Source organism: Azospirillum tabaci, from assembly GCF_014596085.1.
In the GTDB taxonomy this organism is placed as follows: domain Bacteria; phylum Pseudomonadota; class Alphaproteobacteria; order Azospirillales; family Azospirillaceae; genus Azospirillum; species Azospirillum tabaci.
On record NZ_JACCJY010000025.1, the window covers coordinates 59,931 to 75,847 of the forward strand.

General features: G+C 65.5%; 17 protein-coding genes and 1 tRNA gene. 7 read left to right on the plus strand and 11 right to left on the minus strand.

Features of this window, described 5'->3' with window-relative positions; genetic code table 11:
- The first annotated feature begins 497 nt into the window (after positions 1 to 497).
- Positions 498 to 1,511 (plus strand): hypothetical protein, encoded by a 1,014-nt coding sequence (locus H0B54_RS21110; protein WP_343068992.1) that lies wholly within the window; start codon positions 498 to 500, stop codon positions 1,509 to 1,511.
- 34 nt (positions 1,512 to 1,545) lie between these two features.
- Here H0B54_RS21110 and H0B54_RS21115 read toward each other — a convergent pair whose 3' ends face one another.
- Positions 1,546 to 2,913: an RsmB/NOP family class I SAM-dependent RNA methyltransferase gene (locus tag H0B54_RS21115; protein ID WP_188261957.1), complete on the minus strand. Its 1,368-nt coding sequence runs from the start codon at positions 2,911 to 2,913 to the stop codon at positions 1,546 to 1,548.
- A gap of 300 nt (positions 2,914 to 3,213) precedes the next feature.
- Between H0B54_RS21115 and mltA the strand changes: the two genes are divergently transcribed.
- Both mltA and H0B54_RS21125 read left to right on the plus strand, forming a co-directional pair.
- The gene (gene mltA, locus H0B54_RS21120) at positions 3,214 to 4,356 is read left to right on the plus strand and encodes a murein transglycosylase A (protein ID WP_246472663.1); all 1,143 of its coding nucleotides are present in this window, start codon (positions 3,214 to 3,216) and stop codon (positions 4,354 to 4,356) included.
- A 13-nt stretch (positions 4,357 to 4,369) separates the two neighbouring features.
- Positions 4,370 to 4,888: a GNAT family N-acetyltransferase gene (locus H0B54_RS21125; RefSeq protein ID WP_188261959.1), complete on the plus strand. Its 519-nt coding sequence runs from the start codon at positions 4,370 to 4,372 to the stop codon at positions 4,886 to 4,888.
- 21 nt (positions 4,889 to 4,909) lie between these two features.
- Here the strand turns inward: H0B54_RS21125 and H0B54_RS21130 are convergent, their stop codons facing one another.
- Complete coding sequence (locus H0B54_RS21130) at positions 4,910 to 5,167, minus strand: DUF1272 domain-containing protein (protein ID WP_343068993.1); 258 nt, start codon at positions 5,165 to 5,167, stop codon at positions 4,910 to 4,912.
- A 153-nt stretch (positions 5,168 to 5,320) separates the two neighbouring features.
- Between H0B54_RS21130 and H0B54_RS21135 the strand changes: the two genes are divergently transcribed.
- Complete coding sequence (locus H0B54_RS21135; protein WP_188261960.1) at positions 5,321 to 6,082, plus strand: TrmH family RNA methyltransferase; 762 nt, start codon at positions 5,321 to 5,323, stop codon at positions 6,080 to 6,082.
- Positions 6,083 to 6,166: 84 nt separating this feature from the next.
- Here H0B54_RS21135 and guaB read toward each other — a convergent pair whose 3' ends face one another.
- The 3 genes from guaB to H0B54_RS21150 form a co-directional block, all read right to left on the minus strand.
- Positions 6,167 to 7,645: an IMP dehydrogenase gene (gene guaB, locus H0B54_RS21140; protein WP_188261961.1), complete on the minus strand. Its 1,479-nt coding sequence runs from the start codon at positions 7,643 to 7,645 to the stop codon at positions 6,167 to 6,169.
- A gap of 164 nt (positions 7,646 to 7,809) precedes the next feature.
- Positions 7,810 to 8,520, minus strand: coding sequence for an RlmE family RNA methyltransferase (locus H0B54_RS21145; protein WP_094306430.1), 711 nt, complete (start codon positions 8,518 to 8,520; stop codon positions 7,810 to 7,812).
- A gap of 14 nt (positions 8,521 to 8,534) precedes the next feature.
- Positions 8,535 to 9,563 carry a Ppx/GppA phosphatase family protein gene (locus H0B54_RS21150; protein ID WP_188261962.1) on the minus strand — a complete coding sequence of 343 codons (1,029 nt, stop codon included), beginning with the start codon at positions 9,561 to 9,563 and terminating at the stop codon, positions 8,535 to 8,537.
- 200 nt (positions 9,564 to 9,763) lie between these two features.
- On the opposite strand from H0B54_RS21150, the gene H0B54_RS21155 reads away from it, so the two are divergent.
- A tRNA-Gln gene (locus H0B54_RS21155) sits at positions 9,764 to 9,837 on the plus strand.
- A 231-nt stretch (positions 9,838 to 10,068) separates the two neighbouring features.
- Here the strand turns inward: H0B54_RS21155 and H0B54_RS29520 are convergent.
- The 3 genes from H0B54_RS29520 to H0B54_RS21170 form a co-directional block, all read right to left on the minus strand.
- Positions 10,069 to 10,443 carry a MerR family transcriptional regulator gene (locus tag H0B54_RS29520; protein ID WP_211109475.1) on the minus strand — a complete coding sequence of 125 codons (375 nt, stop codon included), beginning with the start codon at positions 10,441 to 10,443 and terminating at the stop codon, positions 10,069 to 10,071.
- Positions 10,444 to 10,525: 82 nt separating this feature from the next.
- A complete protein-coding gene (locus H0B54_RS21165; RefSeq protein WP_188261963.1) occupies positions 10,526 to 11,044 on the minus strand; it encodes a hypothetical protein in 519 nt (172 codons plus the stop codon).
- Positions 11,044 to 12,309 carry a hypothetical protein gene (locus H0B54_RS21170; protein WP_188261964.1) on the minus strand — a complete coding sequence of 422 codons (1,266 nt, stop codon included), beginning with the start codon at positions 12,307 to 12,309 and terminating at the stop codon, positions 11,044 to 11,046. Before H0B54_RS21170 ends, H0B54_RS21165 begins: the two co-directional genes overlap by 1 nt.
- Before the next feature lie 284 nt (positions 12,310 to 12,593).
- Here H0B54_RS21170 and H0B54_RS21175 point away from each other — a divergent pair, with 284 nt between their 5' ends.
- Together H0B54_RS21175 and H0B54_RS21180 are read left to right on the plus strand one after the other, a co-directional pair.
- Positions 12,594 to 12,839: a transcriptional regulator gene (locus H0B54_RS21175; protein WP_188262005.1), complete on the plus strand. Its 246-nt coding sequence runs from the start codon at positions 12,594 to 12,596 to the stop codon at positions 12,837 to 12,839.
- A 56-nt stretch (positions 12,840 to 12,895) separates the two neighbouring features.
- A complete protein-coding gene (locus tag H0B54_RS21180; protein WP_188261965.1) occupies positions 12,896 to 13,408 on the plus strand; it encodes a hypothetical protein in 513 nt (170 codons plus the stop codon).
- Positions 13,409 to 13,967: 559 nt separating this feature from the next.
- Here H0B54_RS21180 and H0B54_RS30540 read toward each other — a convergent pair.
- From H0B54_RS30540 to H0B54_RS21195, 3 genes are all read right to left on the minus strand, one after another.
- Positions 13,968 to 14,267: an STAS-like domain-containing protein gene (locus H0B54_RS30540; RefSeq protein ID WP_188261966.1), complete on the minus strand. Its 300-nt coding sequence runs from the start codon at positions 14,265 to 14,267 to the stop codon at positions 13,968 to 13,970.
- Complete coding sequence (locus H0B54_RS21190; RefSeq protein WP_188261967.1) at positions 14,261 to 15,103, minus strand: hypothetical protein; 843 nt, start codon at positions 15,101 to 15,103, stop codon at positions 14,261 to 14,263. Before H0B54_RS21190 ends, H0B54_RS30540 begins: the two co-directional genes overlap by 7 nt.
- Before the next feature lie 277 nt (positions 15,104 to 15,380).
- Positions 15,381 to 15,551 (minus strand): hypothetical protein, encoded by a 171-nt coding sequence (locus H0B54_RS21195; protein ID WP_188261968.1) that lies wholly within the window; start codon positions 15,549 to 15,551, stop codon positions 15,381 to 15,383.
- Positions 15,552 to 15,917 lie beyond the last annotated feature (366 nt).

Genomic DNA, 15,917 nt, shown 5'->3' on the forward strand with positions numbered 1-15,917 from the left:
TCGCACGATGATGCGGCGATGGTGGGCAGGGCGAGCCGGCTTGCGTTCCGCCCGAGATCGGTGTCGGCGGCTTTCCTTCCACCGCCAATCGCCTCACCGCTCTGATCGCGCCCAAGTCCTGCAACAGCCTTTTCATGGGTGCCGTCTGGAAGAGAGCGCGAAGCCATACAGGCCGGGAAGCCGCCACACGCCCCATCGTTCAAGACAAGAATCACGAGATAAAATTACCTAATGAACTAACAAGTTCCCCTTTGCTTCGGATTTATACTTAGAAACCTAACGATCATTAATATGGTTTTAGGCATTTATTGCTTCATTGAAATCAACGAATTGATCGTCACCGACAGGCAGGGAGAAAACCCATGGTCGGGAGTTCAAACATTTCCTCTCTTTCCTCGTCCGCCGCCGGATACTGGAAACCTGTGCCGTCCGGAGCCGGTTCCTCCGGGCATCAATCCTCAAGCGTCGGGAGCGGCGAAAAGACGGATGCCGTGTCCGTGAGCAAGCTTGGGCAAGCCTTGAACGGTGCCGCCGCCGATGTGTTCAAGCAACTCGACTCAAAGGCGCGCGGCATGTTGGAAGGACTCGTCAACTCGGGCGAGATCAGCGCCGAAGACGTCGTGACCGGGCTGAAATCGCTGGCGACCAAGGCGACCTTCAACCGCTACGTCTCCGAGCGCCCCCGCGACGAGGAGGACAAGCAGCGGCTCGCCGACTCGGAGGCCGCTTGGCAGAAACTGCAGGCCTATGGCAGCCGGATGTCCGGCGCGCTGTCCGAGGTCGGGCGCACGACCCAGGAGATTCAGGAAGCCCAGCAGCGCGGCGAAATCTCGATGGACGAGATGAACGAACGCCTGAAGCCGGTCCAGGACGCGTTCAAGGGCGAGATCGCGGCGACCCGTGGCGCCTATGGAAAGCCGACCGATCAGACGGCCATTCTCAGCGACGCCAGCGGATTCACCAAAAACATGCAGGGTTTTAAATCCGCGCTGGCTTCCATGGGGGAGGACGCTGGCTTCGCGGACCTGTACGCGCCGGACGGCGAGGCCGCCGAGCAGAAGCTTCAGGAACTCGGCTTCGACCGGACCGTCTTCGGCAACGCGTTCCAGACATTTGCGGAAGCCGTGGACATTCCCGGCGTCGGGCCCAAATCCGCTGCCCCGAAGGCCGACGCCGCCGCTCCGGCATCGACGCCCGCTGCGGAAAACAAGATTGCCACGGAGACGGCAGCCGTCACGAACAAGCCAGCCGCCGAAAGCCCATCGCCGCCGGATACCGTCAGCAAGCCAGCGTCGAGCGACCCCGGCAACGCACAGGCGGCGTTGTCCATGCTCCAATCGGCGCTTGCGTCGGGCGCGTCGAAAGGCGGAACCGGTGTCCTGGGCGCGGTTGCCGGAAACACCAGCGAAGGCCAGAACACGGTTGCCAGCGGTCTGCTGGAAGCCCTGAAGGCCGGAGCGGGAAAGCCGCAAACCGGAAACGCGCAGACCGGCGACACACCGCCGGCCTGACGCATCCCACGGGAAAAGGTTCTCCCCGCCGATGTTACCCTTCTGAAGGCGCCGGATCAGCCTCGGCCATCCGGTCCACCTCCGCCTCCGGCTCTTCCTCCGCCTTGCGCACCATCACGGCGGCGAAGAAGCCGTCGGTGTCGTGGCGGGCCGGGGTCAGGCGCAGGTACGGCCCTTCGGCCGGCGGCGTGCCCGCCCCCTCCTCCGCCCAGACATCGGCGACCGGCAGAACGGTGAAGTCGGGGTGGGTCTCCAGGAAGGCGGCGACCTGATTCTCGTTCTCCTCCGGCAGCAGGGAGCAGGTGGCGTAGACCAGCCGCCCGCCGGGCTTCACCAGACGGGCCGCGCTGTCCAGGATGTTGGCCTGGAGCGGCACCAGCTCCGCCAAGCCGGGGCCGAGCTGGCGCCAGCGGCTGTCGGGGTTGCGGCGCCAGGTGCCGGTGCCGCTGCACGGCGCGTCGACCAGCACGCGGTCGAACTTGCGCTTGTGCCGCTTCACCCAGGGGTCGCGCTCGCTGGACAGCGGGTGCGCCTCGATGTTGTGCAGGCCGGCGCGGCGGAACCGCTCGGCGGCGCGCTTCAGGCGCCCGGCCAGCACGTCGCAGGCGACGACGCGGCCCTTGTTCTTCATCAGCGCGGCGATCGCCAGCGTCTTGCCGCCGGCCCCAGCGCAGAAATCCACCACCTGCTGCCCCGGCTTCGGCGCAACCGCGATCGCCACGAGCTGCGAGCCCTCGTCCTGGATCTCGACCAGACCGTCCTTGAACGCGTCCACGGCACCCAGCGGCGGACGGCCCTGAACGCGCAGGCCCAGCGGCGACCACTGCGTCGGCTCCGCGGTGATGCGGGCGCGGGCCAGCGCCTTGATGGCGCTCTCGCGGTTGGCCTTCACCGGGTTGATGCGCAGATCGAGGGGAGCGGAGTCCAGCAGCGTCCGCATCTCCACGGCGAAGCGGTCGCCCATGGCGGCGCGCATCGGCTCCTCGGCCCAGGGCGGGCATTCCACCGCCACGCTTTCGGGCATCTGCGGATGCTCCAGCGTGTGGGTGTCCAGCTCGTTGGCGAGCTTCGCCTCCTCCGGCGCCAGCGGGTCCGGGGCAAACTTGGAGGAGCCGAACAGCGCCTTCACCGTCGCCGCGGCCTTGCCCTCGGCCAGGATCTCGTTGGCGAGCGCGCGGGCGCGCGGGGTCGGCGGATGGCCCTGACGCTCCAGCCACCAGCACAGGCGGGCGTGCCGCCGCAGGATCGCGTAGGCCGTCTGCGCCACCGCGGTGCGGTCTTTCGATCCGATGTAGCGGCGGGCGCGGAAATAGGCGCTCATCACCGCGTCGGCGGGGCGCGGGGTTTCGTCGATCTCGGTCAGCAGGTCGATGACCGCCTGAAGGCGGGCGGCGGGGGTCATGGGATGGTCCTCGGCTAGATTCCCTGCTCGATAACCCGAGCGGGGGGCGGTTGTCATCCCCCGCGCACGCGCGGCAGCCTTTCGAGTCGCCGCCCCAGGCGGGCGCCCTGTGACAAGACGGCCCGATTGAAACCGTCCGCGCGAAGAGCGGTTGACCGCAATCCCATGAATGAGGCAAAAAAGGGGTAGTTGTTCTTGTTTCAGCCGTCTTGGCCGCGGCAAGTCCAGCCTTCCCTCGTCTTTGGCGTCTTCTTGAAATCTGGTGCGGGGTCCGCGATGGCGGCTGCGGTCGGCAGTGTCATGGCGCGTGCGATGGCGCGCGTCTCCACCCTTCTTGCGTTCGGCCTGCTGGCGGGCTGTGCGGGCGACGCGGCGACCGGGGCCGGACCCGGTGGCGGCGTCACCGCAGCGTCCTGGCGGCCGGGGATGGAGAGGGTCTCGGCGGATTTCCGCGGCCTGCCGGGCTGGATCGACGACGACCACGCGCAGGCCCTGCCCGCGCTTCAGCGCACCTGCCGCTGGGTGGCGTCGCAGCCCGCCGGCAAGCCGCTCGGCCCCAACCCGGCCGCCGGCACCACCTCGGACTGGCGCCCGATCTGCGAGGCGCTGCGCGGCCTGCCCGACGCCCAGCCGGAAACCGCCCGCCGCTTCTTCGAGGATTACTTCACCCCCATCGCCCTGTCCGAGGGGCAGGAGGGCCTGTTCACCGGCTATTACGAGGTCGAGCTGCGCGGAAGCTGGACCCGGACCGAGCGCTACAACGTCCCCCTTTACAAGGCGCCGAAGCGGACCAAGCGCGGCCTGCCCAGCCGCGCCCGCATCACCGATGGCGCGCTGAAGGGCAAGGGGTTGGAAATCCTCTGGGTGGACGATCCCATCGACGCCTTCTTCCTGGAAATCCAGGGGTCGGGCCGGGTGCGGATGACCGACGGGTCGGTGGTGGCTCTGGGCTATGGCGGGCAGAACGGCCACCGCTACGTCCCCATCGGGCGGCACCTGATCGACATCGGCTACGCCACGCCGGAGCAGGTGACCATGCCGCTGATCCGCCGCTGGCTGACCGAGCATCCCGGCGAGGCCAAGCGGGTGATGAACATGAACCCGTCCTACGTCTTCTTCCAGCTCCGCCCCGACGTCGGCGCCCGCGGCGCCCGCAACATGGAGCTGACGGCGGGCCGCAGCCTCGCCGTTGATCCAGGTCACATCCCGCTGGGCGTGCCGCTGTGGCTGGACGTCCGCGAGGCGCCGGTGCCGCAGGGCGAGATCAAGCGCCTCGTCGTCGCCCAGGACACCGGCGGCGCCATCAAGGGGGCGGTGCGCGGCGACCTGTTCTGGGGCCATGGGGCGGAAGCCGCGGAAGGCGCCGGGGTCATGAAGGCACGGGGCCGCTACACGATGCTGGCGCCGCGCACCACCTCCTTCACGCTGGCCCAACGCCGCTGAGGTCTGGCCGTCGATGCTGGTCCGATTGTCCGAGTTGCCCGACCGCGAGGCCGCCCTCGCCGGGCTGGAGGAGATCTTTTTCCTGTCCACGCTGCGCGAGGGCTTCGCCTCGGCGGAGGCGCGCGCGGCCTTCTTCCGCACCTGGACGGGCTGGTATGTGGAGCGGGCGCCGGACGACGTGTGGTTCGCCTTGGACGGGGACGGCGCCATCATCGGCTATCTGACCGGCTGCAAGGACAGCGCCGGGGCGGTGGACCTCGCCCGCACCATCCCGAAATACGAGGTCTTCGCGGATCGCTTCGCCACCTTTCCCGCGCACCTGCACGTCAACGTCCGGCCCGGCTTCCGCGACCGCGGGATCGGACGGGCGTTGGTGGAGCGCTTCGCGGAGGACTGCCGCGCCGATGGCCTGCCCGGCCTGCATCTGGTGACCGGGGTGTTCGCGCGGAACGTCGCTTTCTACCAGCGCGCCGGATTCACCGCGGCGACCCAGCGGGGGGCGCTGCTGTTCCTCGGCCGGCGCATGGACTGAGCACGGTTCAGAAGGCGCCCTTTAAAAGGCGGAGGCGCAGCCACCCGCCTTGAGCACCCGCTGCGTGGACGCCGGGTTGTTGGCCAGCCTTGCCGCCGGGCGGACGGGCCGCCGCACCAGTTCGCCTCCGCAGTTCGGACAGTGCCCCTTCAACACCCCATCCCGGCAGTCGCCACAGAAGGTGCATTCGAAGGAGCAGATGTAGGCATCGCGTGACTCCGGGGGCAGATCCCGGTCGCAGCATTCGCAGTTGGGCCGCAGCGCAAGCATGATGGGCATCGCCTTTCGGTTGGTTCGCGATGATAGCAGCGGCGCGGCGACGGGAGAATGGGGCGGCGGCGGAACAGTCTTCCCAAGCCGGCGGCCCGCGCCGTAAGGTCCGCAAACACCACGACCGTCCCTTTCCGACCGTCCCTTGAAAGCTCCTTCTGCATGACCCGCCCGCCGCGCCTGATCGAAAGCCTGCAGAATCCGCAGTTCAAGCTGTGGGAGTCGCTGCTGGAGAGCCGCGGCCTGAAGAAACAGGGCAAGTTCCTGCTCGCCGGGCTGAAGACGGTGCCGGAGGCACTGGCCCGCTGGCCGGAGCGCTTCTCCACCCTGCTCGTCACCGACCCGGCGCAGGCCGAGGGCTGGCGCCTGCCCACGGGGCTGGAGGTGGTCCAACTCGCCCCTGCCCTGTTCCGCACGCTGGATACTCCCGGCACCGGCTTCCCCCTGCTCGTCGGCACGGTGCCGGACACGCCGTCGATCGACCTGTCGCAACCGCCGCAAGGGCTGGAACTGGTCTGCGCGCTGGGCGATCCCAACAACCTCGGCGCCCTGCTGCGCAGCGCCGCCGCCTTCGGCGCCCGGCGGGTGATCCTGCTCGACGGGGCGGCGCACCCCTACCACCCCAAATGCCTGCGCGCCGCCTCCAACGCCCAGTTCGAGCTGACCCTGCTGCGCGGCGGCCGGTGGGAGGATGTGACGCGGGCCGCCGGGCCGCTGGTCGCCTTGGATGCCGGGGGCGCCGACATGGCGGCCTACCGCTGGCCGCGCGACGTCCGTCTGGTCCTGGGCGAGGAAGGCCAGGGCATTCCCGCCGCCCTGCCCGTCCAGCGCCTGTCGATCCCGACCACGGGGGCCGTGGAATCCCTCAACGCCACCGTCGCGGCCAGCGTGGCGCTGTTCAGCCACTTCGCCGCCAACCGCTGACAGAGAAACGCTGAATCTCGGGCATGAAAAAGGCGAGGGGGATGCCCCCTCGCCTCTTCAACGCTCAACCCAAGGAACGGCCGATCAGCCCTGACGGTAGTTCGGGGACTCGTTGGTGATGGTGATGTCGTGGACGTGGCTCTCGCGCAGGCCCGCGTTGGTGATGCGGACGAACTCGCACTTCGTCTGCATCTCGGCGATGGACTGGCTGCCGGTGTAACCCATGGCCGCGCGCAGGCCGCCGACGAGCTGATGGATCACCGCCGACACCGGACCCTTGTAGGGCACGCGGCCTTCAACGCCTTCCGGCACCAGCTTCATCGTGGAGACTTCCTGCTGGAAGTAGCGGTCCGCCGAGCCGCGAGCCATCGCGCCCACCGAGCCCATGCCGCGGTAGCTCTTGTAGGAACGGCCCTGGTAGAGGATGACTTCGCCGGGGCTCTCGTCGGTGCCGGCAAACAGGCTGCCCAGCATCGCCACGCTGGCGCCCGCCGCGATGGCCTTGGCGAGGTCGCCCGAGAACTTGATGCCGCCGTCGGCGATCACCGGAACGCCCAGCTTCTCGCAGGCCTCGACCACGTCCATGATGGCGGTGAGCTGCGGCACGCCGACGCCGGCGATGATGCGGGTGGTGCAGATGGAGCCGGGGCCGATGCCGACCTTCACGGCGTCCGCGCCGGCGTCGACCAGCGCCTTCGCCGCCTCGGCGGTCGCAACGTTGCCGGCGATCACCTGGGTGTAGTTGGACATGTTGCGCGCCGCGCGCACCTGATCCAGCACCTTCAGCGAATGGCCGTGCGCGGTGTCGACCACCAGCACGTCGACACCGGCGTCGAACAGCGCTTCCGCACGGCGCAGACCGTCCGGACCGGTGCCGGTCGCAGCGGCGACGCGCAGACGGCCCTGGGCGTCCTTGCAGGCGTTCGGATAGGCCTGGGCCTTCTCGATGTCCTTCACCGTGACGAGGCCGATGCAGCGGTGGTCCTCGTCCACCACCAGCAGCTTCTCGATGCGGTGCTGGTGCAGCAGGCGCTTGGCCTCGTCCTGGCTGACGCCCTCGCGCACCGACACCACGTCCTTGGTCATCAGTTCGCTGACCGGTTGGTTCGGGTTGGTGGCGAAACGGACGTCGCGGTTGGTCAGGATGCCGACCAGCTTGCCGCTGCCGCGGGCGTCGCGCCCCTCCACCACCGGAATGCCGGAGATGCGGTGGTCGGCCATGAGCTGGAGCGCGTCGGCCAGCGTCTGGCCCGGCGTGATGGTGATCGGGTTGACCACCATGCCGGACTCGTACCGCTTGACCTTGCGGACCTCCTCGGCCTGCTGCTCGATGGTCAGGTTGCGGTGGACCACGCCGATGCCGCCGGCCTGGGCCATGGCGATGGCAAGGCTGCTTTCGGTCACCGTGTCCATCGCCGAGGACATCAGCGGGATGCCCAGTTCGATGGTCTTGGTCAGGCGCGTCCGGGTGTCCACCTCGTTCGGCAGGACCGAACTTTCGGCCGGAACCAAGAGGACGTCGTCGAAGGTCAGAGCTTCGCGGATCGTGGACGAGCGGGCCATCGGCGGTCTCCCGGGAGATAAAAAGGGGCCGGAAAAAAATTTGGCGCACTATACACAAGACCGTGGGCTTGTGAAGGCGCCTGAACCACAAACTGTCGTGTACCGGGCCTCATCCGCGCAGGCCAGCCATGACCTGCGCGAACGGGCCGCAGCCTGAGGTGGACCTAGTCGTTCATGTTCGCCCCACGGAAACCGGTGGCGACCACGTAGGTTTCGGAGGATTCCGCACGGCTGGCCGGCGGCTTGGCGTGGCGGACCGTGGCGAAGTCGCGCTTCAGACGCTCCAGCAGGGACTTTTCCGCCCCGCCCTGGAACAGTTTGGCGACGAAGGCCCCGCCGGGGGCCAGCACCTCCTCCGCGAAGTCGTAGGCGGCCTCGGCCAGCGCCATGATGCGCAGATGGTCGGTGGACTGGTGCCCAATGGTCGGCGCCGCCATGTCGCTGAGCACCACGTCGGCGGGGCCGCCCAGTGCCTCCTTCAGCCGCTCGGCCGCGCCCTCCTCCAGGAAGTCGGCCTGCATGGTGGTGGCGCCGGGCACCGGGTCCATGGGCAGGATGTCCAGCCCGACGACCTTCCAGCCCTCGCGCCCGGTCTGCACCTTGTCCACTGCGACCTGCGTCCAGCCGCCGGGGGCGGCGCCGAGGTCGACCACGCGCTTGCCCGGCCCCAACAGATGGAACTTCTCGTCCAGTTGCAGCAGCTTGAAGGCGGCGCGGGAGCGGAAGCCGCGCTTCGTCGCCTCGTGCACATAGGGGTCGTTCAGATGCCGCTCCAGCCAGCGGGCCGAGGAGGTGGTGCGCTTGGCCGCGGACTTCACGCGGACGGTGGCGCGGCGCCCACCCGGCGTCGAGGAGGACGGAGGCTTTCCAACCATGGTCTCACATTTCCTTAATAGATTTGCCGCGCCGACCCGATCAGCTCCACGAGGATGCCCTCGCGCAGGCCACGGTCGGCGATGCGCAGGCGCTCCACCGGCCAACAGTCGCACAGCGCGTCCAGCACCGCGCATCCGGCGATCACCAGATCCGCGCGGTCCTGTCCGATGCAGGGATGCCGCGCCCGCCCGTCGAAGTCCAGCGTGACGAGACGTTCGATGACCGTACGGGCATGGTCGATGCGCAAAAAGCTGCCGTCCACCGCCCGCCGGTCGTAGCGGCAGAGGCCGAGATGCACCCCGGCCAGCGTCGTCACCGTGCCGGAGGTGCCGAGCATCTGCACCTGCCCGGCGAGCACCCGCTCCCGAATGCCGTTGCGCGCCTCGAAGGAGGCGATGGCCGACGCCACCTCTTCCACCATGCGCCGGTACATGCCGCGATCGGCGTCCGCGCCGCCGAACTGCTCGGTCAGGCCGATGACTCCGCATTGGATAGAGGTCTGGTCGAGGATGCGCGGGGGCCGCCCCCGCTCCACCGCCAGCCACATCAGCTCCGTCGAGCCGCCCCCGATGTCGAACACCACCGCATAGGGCACGTTCGGGTCGAGCAGCGAGGCGCAGCCGGCGAGCGCGAGGCGCCCTTCCTCCTGACTGGAGATGATCTCGATGGCAATGCCGGTTTCCCGCTCCACCGCGTCGATGAATTCACTGCAGTTCCGGGCGCGGCGGCAGGCTTCGGTCGCCACGGCGCGCGCGGCGGTGACGCCGCGCCGCTCGATCTTGGACCCGCAGATCTTCAGGGCGGCAAGGGTGCGCTCCATTGCCGAGTCGGACAGCCGGTCGTTCCGCGTCAGGCCTTCGCCCAGCCGGACGATCCGGGAGAAGGCGTCGATGACGCGAAAGCCGCCGGGGATCGCACGGGCGATCAGCAGGCGGCAATTGTTGGTGCCGAGGTCGAGAGCCGCAAAGACCGGGCGCGCAGGGGCCGACGAACGCAACCGTCCGGTGTCGTTCTGCCGCTCGCTGTGCACCTGAAGGTCCACGTCTCCTCCCCGCCATGCTTAAGGGAGTCATCTTAACCCGGTTTCACCTCTCAGCGAAAGCCTACGAATGGCATTGAAATGTGTCCGCGCGCCCACACCAAGGTACCGGCAACGAAAAAAGGGCTATACAAGCCCTGCCTGCTTTGCTAAAAGGGCGGCCCACGACGGGACGCGGCGCAGCGCCACTCCCGGTGACGGTCTGGGGGATCGTCTAGCGGTAGGACAGCGGACTCTGACTCCGCCAGCCTAGGTTCGAATCCTAGTCCCCCAACCAACTCCAAAGCTTTGAAAATCAATCACATAAGCCCGCCGTTCCGGTGGGCTTTTCTGTTTCGGCGTGTTGCAACACGCTTCCGACCCAAACCAAGGAAAATCAACGTTTTACAGGCGTTGCTAAAAATTCCGTGCGACACGCACGCAACACGGCGCCGGGGGTTTGTTCGCCTGCTGTTCTCGCGCTGGTACAGCTCAGCACGGGGCGACTCGGTCAAGCTGGCAGAATTCTTCAGGCATCCCGGAGCGCCTCCTCCTGCCGCTCAATCCAGCCCAGGATAATGGACTTCCGCGCGCACACCTTGTCGCCCAGGCGAAAGGCAGGGAAGCGCCCGTTCTGAACGAGGTGATAGACTTTGCGCTTGTCCGCCGCGTCGCCATAGACGAACTCGGCAATGGCGTCGGCCCCTTCAAGAAGGTCTTCACCGATGGTGCGGACCAGAGCCGGCGGCATCACCGCAGCGAGACGGCTGGCCAACTCCAGAGCCAGCATGTCGGCGAGGTCGCTACCCACGGTACTGGCGAGCGGGAGGCCGCCCGAAGGGGGTTGCTTGCGCATCACCGCCCGGGCGACGTCCAGACAGAGCGCCTTGGTTTCTTGGTCCATGCTGGTCTCCAGTAAGGGTGGAGAGCCAGCTTCACACGAAAGGGGCCGCCGCTGGCGGCCCCCTTCAGCGTGGCCGGGCCGGTCAGGCGTGCCCGGCTACCGAAACATCCATGCAGGACAGCACCGCGCGCCGCCCGGCCCGGTCCTTCCACCCGATTAGGGTGTGTTGATAGACCAGCGGCACCGCGGACAAGCCGGAGATCACCACACGGTTCAGCACCGGCACGCCGCCTTCCACAGCCTCCAGGTACTCCGCGGCGAACCGCTGGGCGAGCGCTTGGTGCGGGTCATCCTGGTCGGGCTGCCCGATCATTCCACGCGCCCACCCACGCCCGAAGAACGCCCGTGTCGGGGCACCCAGGTACCGGAACCGCAGCGGATCATCGGCGCCGTCGCTGGCGAGGAAGGTGCACCGATCCAACAGGCCGGCGCGCTCCAAGAAGGCGAACAGCATGGGCGACAGGGCGCCCTGCCGGCGACACTCCATCATGACGGCGGCCTGCCAATCCACCGCGGCGCCCACCGGCAGGCGTTCCAGATGAAGCCCTCCGGCGGGGCGCTCAGCGCCCCTGCCGTTGGCAATGAAATGCACGGCGCCCATCACGCGGCCTCCCGGCGGTACGCCTCGACCATCGCGGCGAACCCGGCACGGGCCTTTTCCGGCGTGCACCCGGTCGCCGCGCACGCCGCATCCACCATGGCCGCGGTGGGCTCCAGGGGCAGGGCCAGGGCCTTTTCCGCAGCGCCGTCGAATGCAGCCACGCCCGCGCCGAAGGTGTCCGCCTCGCTGACCGGCCCGGTCATGATCGCCCGCAGTTCCGGCACCGCGCGCAGCGCATCATGCACGAGCCCGAACAGCAGCGCGTCCTCTTCGTTCGTCGCCACGGCAACAGCCGGCGGACGACAGAGTTTGCCCAGCGCGGCGTCGAAGCCGTCCGGATGCCCAGCCCACAGCAGCAGCGCCTTGGCGGCCATGGCAACGGTCGGCTCGCCCTGGTAGGTCGCAATCTGGCGGGCGAGCGTCGCGGAGGCTGCGGCGCCTTCGGACATTGAAGCCCCTTCCAGTTCCAGCCAGCGGCGGACCTGTGTCAGGAGTGGGCCCCGGTCGACGCCGTCATCATGCTGCTCGACCTGCCGCGCCAGCAGGCCCCGGAGGCGGGTAAGCGCCTCAACTTCGATATCTGTCCCGCCGATGCCGGTGTGTGGACAGAGCAGCCGGTCCAGCACAGCCACCGCATCCGCCAGGGTGGCCGGCTCGGCGGTGAGGATGGCGAAGACCAGCTTGCCCCATTCGCCGGACAGCAGAGCGCGCTCGGCTTCGGCGTCGGGATGCTCGCTGCCCTGCAGATTGTTTTGCGCCTCGATCAGCGCAGCGGCTCGGGCGGCGGCATCGGTAAAGGTCCGTCCGATGCCAGGGATTATGGTCGAAGCGTTTCCGCCAATCGCCTTTCCAGCCGCACCCGCCTCCCGCTGCGCCGCGTCCAACGCCGCCTGCACCAGCACGCCGCGGATCCGCTGGAACAGTTCCTTGGCGGAGCGCTCCATGTTCGGGCCGATGGCGGGGCAGAGCGCGGTATCGATCACCGCCACGCTGTCGGCGGGCGTGCGGGGGATGGAGCCCAGGACCGCTCGACCCAGCACCTCCCACTGCTCAGTGATCTCGTCCGAGCGGGCGTCCGCCTCCGGCGTGTCGGGAAGCTCGTCCTGCTCCTTGACCAGCGCGGCGATTCGCGTGGCCGCCTCGCGGAACGGAATGCCCAGCGAAGGGACGATGGTGGACGGGCCGGGGCAGGGCCAGCGGGTGCCGGACGAGACGACGTTGGAGCCGCTGGACGTCACGGTGTGGTCGCCGTTCTTGGTGCGCATCAGCAGGCCTCCCCGGTGTTGGAGGTGGGCAGCATCGTCTCCCCGCGCCCGGCAGGGGTGAACGTGGAATGCCGGCCGGCGCCGGGCAAGGGTGTGGTATTCTCGGAGTCAGCCATGATCCGTAGCTCCAAGCAGCTCGATTGTGGTCAGGCCGGGCCGGGTGGTTCCAGCACTCGGTTCGGCCGCTTGCCCAGATATCTGAGCCCTGCTACGATATTCCGAACAGGCGATGCCTGCAACGACAATCGTAGCGATGCTCAGAAATGCACCCTATCCAACTCGACATGGCGCTGGCCGCGGTAAAGTGGGGCGTCCGTGATCTTGCGGCAGCGGCGAACGTCTCTATGGACACGATTGCTCGCTTCAAGCGCGGCGAACGGGTGAAGGAGAGCACGATCGATTCGATGCGTACCGCCCTGGAGGGGGCCGGCGTCGAGTTCATCCCCGAAGGACCCTACCAGGGCGACGGGGGAGCAGGCGCCCGGTTACGCAGCATAACAAAGACCGAGCAGAACAAGACGGTCGGCTGAATAGAAGCTTCCAGTAAGCTGCTCGTATATTTAAGTCTTAGATTATCGAGAAAGCAATGACGAAATTACCTCACAGAGATTCTGACCCAATTCTCCGGCTTCATGCCCATTATTTCGAACTAGCAGATCTCATGCGAGGGCATGCAAATGCAATAGATCGCGAATACTACCGAAGAGGGAGGCTTTCAAAAAAGAAGAATGTTACATACGCACATTACGTCATTACATGGCTTGGTTTTTTATACGTGGTTTTGGAAGGAATTGCAGAAATACAGAAGAGCGGTATCCTTGACAACCTTCCGGAAAGCTTTTCAAGCTTTAAAACTCGGTTATCTATCATTTCTAGATGCGAAACTGATTATATTGATCGCTTACGTCGATTTCGTAATGGCACTTTTCACTATCAATTTACCCCTGATAAACAACTCCAGTTTCTTGAAAATGATTCGGAAACGCTCAGAATATCAAAGGATCTGCACAACAATCTGAAAGATCTGTTTTCTGACTATCGCGTCAACTGCATGGTTGTCTACGCGATTGAAGGAAGGAAAGATGAAGTGTTTTGGTGACGCACCCACCCGCCGCGAGCGCGCCCGCGACTGAAAGGCCACCAAGGTAGCCCCTCCCCGCAGACCGCACCCACGGCCCACCAGAGCGCGCCCCACCGCCCATAAGAAAGCCCGCCGCGGGAGACCCGGCGGGCTTCTTCATGTCGGGTGCCAGCAGTCCGGCCAGCGCACCCAAGGCGGAGAGGCCGCCCAGGCAGCCCCCTTCCCTCAGCACCCACCCACGGCCCGCCGGAGCGCGATCTATCGGGCATCTGCCAGCGGTGCACCGGTCGAGGCGGCACCCAGCGCCAGAGGAGCGGAACACCGCCCCTCCCCGCCCGGCTGGCGAGCTGCGTGGCGATCATCACCATGCAGGGGCAGCAGTTCCAGGCCGGCGGGTGAGTGCCCCGAGGGGGTCGGGGTTGTCGCCCCTCCCTGCCCTTCGAGATGGCCGGCGGTGGGGCGGTGGCGCCAGGCGGGGCATGGTCCGGAGCTGGACGGTGCCCCAGGGCGGCGGATGAACGATTACAGGAGACAATCCAAAACAATCAGGGGCGCTAGCAAGCGCCCCTGATAGTATCTACGCAAACACCCTGTCTCGTTGCGACACTTCAAAGTCTAGGCGCTTCCGTATTGCCGCATTAATGCTTTGAGTGGAGTCCACAATACGGAGGTGGCGCTTAATATGCTCGTAGGGAAACCTGTCAAGCAACGCCACGAACGCGGTGTTTACAAACGACGACGTTACCCCATCGACTCCGGCAAAGGACAGAATGACGGTTCTCTGGGCACTCAGCTCAGGCATAAGGAGGCGCGCAAGCACCGCCCCGTCTTCAGCGGTATATGCCTGCGATACGTGGTCGAGAGCGCGGATCACCATTCAAAATCCTCCCGGTCCAGTTCGTCTGGTCGGAACTTATCCGTTTCTAGAGTCAGTTCAACCAGCGTACCAGGATAAATGCCAGCAGCCAAACGGGCGGAACGTTGCACTCCGTTCGAGCTAGGCGCACAGGTCAGCATCCCTGACCCAGAGTATATACGCACAGTTCCTTGGTTTCTGACAACCACGTTATCGGTAACGAATCCGAATCCCGCTCCACGGTTCGTAGGGAGTGATTTTGAGGAGAAGCCCTCAATTGTAGCCGTAACAAGCGCATCGGGATCAGAAAGCTCAGGCTTCATTTTTCTAATAGTATGAGGGATACCTACTCCAAAGTCTGAAATAGAAATTTTAATACAGCGTTTATTCGGGAAGTGCTGAGCAAATACACATCCGATTGTTTCACCAGAATGGTTTTCAATATTGTTGAAAAGCTCGCCGATGCATGTTTTTACCGAAGAAAGATGGCCCTTTTGAACGCACAGCTCTCTTGCCAACCACGGAAGAAAGTTCTCAGACAGCCAATAATGACTATCGCGATGCTCAACTCTTACCACAGGAAAAGTTGATCTGCGGGGGTCCGACCAAGAGCGCAACGACTCCCCTAAATAATCTTTAAAAAATCCACAGTCATCCAAATAAGCATGAGATGGAATAGACGCATCTATTCCTCTAAACCAAACATCAGCGTCTAGTTTTCGCAAGAGAGATAGAAGGTTATAGAAAGCTGATAGACCAACTGGCTCGGCAAATCTCAGTCCAGAGAAGTCAAATACAATCTTTATTCCAGGGTTGTCAAACAGATGCCTAGGTGTCTTTTGAATTATATCGTACATTCCGGCCTCGTTGAGGGAGTACGGAAGCTTGACAACCAACTCTGAATCTGCTGCGACACTCATAGCGCTCAGGCCGCTAGTTATAAACTACCCCTATCGATAAGGAGATGCACTCAACGGAGCAAGCACTAATTTGTCACAGAAAGCGATTCGGTTTCACACGCCAGAGAAGCGATGAGGATTAAGTATTATCGGTAGCTTACCAGCCTCTCCGGATATCTCGCTCCGATGAGCCGGTGCCGTAAATGCTGGCCCCGGTCTCGCCGGCCCTGCCCCTCTACCCCTTCACCCTCTCCGCCAGGAGTCGGGACTCGTTCGCCTTCCGCCAGCTCTCCACCGCCTCGACATCGAGCCGCCCATCGTCGCGCACCGGCATTCCCCGTTTGACCCAGCGCGTCAGGGTCGGGTTGGATACGCCGATATGCGCGGCATACTGGAGACGGGTCATGACGCCTTCCAGGCCCGCGGCGGCGATCAGCCGTTGCTGTTGGCTGGCCACCTTGGCTTGCCAGCCATGATGCGGCCCACGGCCATAGCCGGCTGTCGGTGGGCAACCCTCATGAGGCAGATGGTTCGATCCGCTTGTTTCGTTACCGGTAACGAAATACGATTGGAAAGAGGAGGACGGGGGGGACGAGCCCCCGCCCTCCAGACCCGATCTTAGCTCAGCAGGTCAAGCAACCGCTTGATGATCTCCAGAGCCAGGATCAGGAGGCTGAAGAAATCCTTCATCTTCTTCTCTCCAAAGAGCGGCGGGGCGGTGACCACTTCACCGCCCGTCCGCGCCCCTCTAGCCGGCCTCCCTTCATTGAGT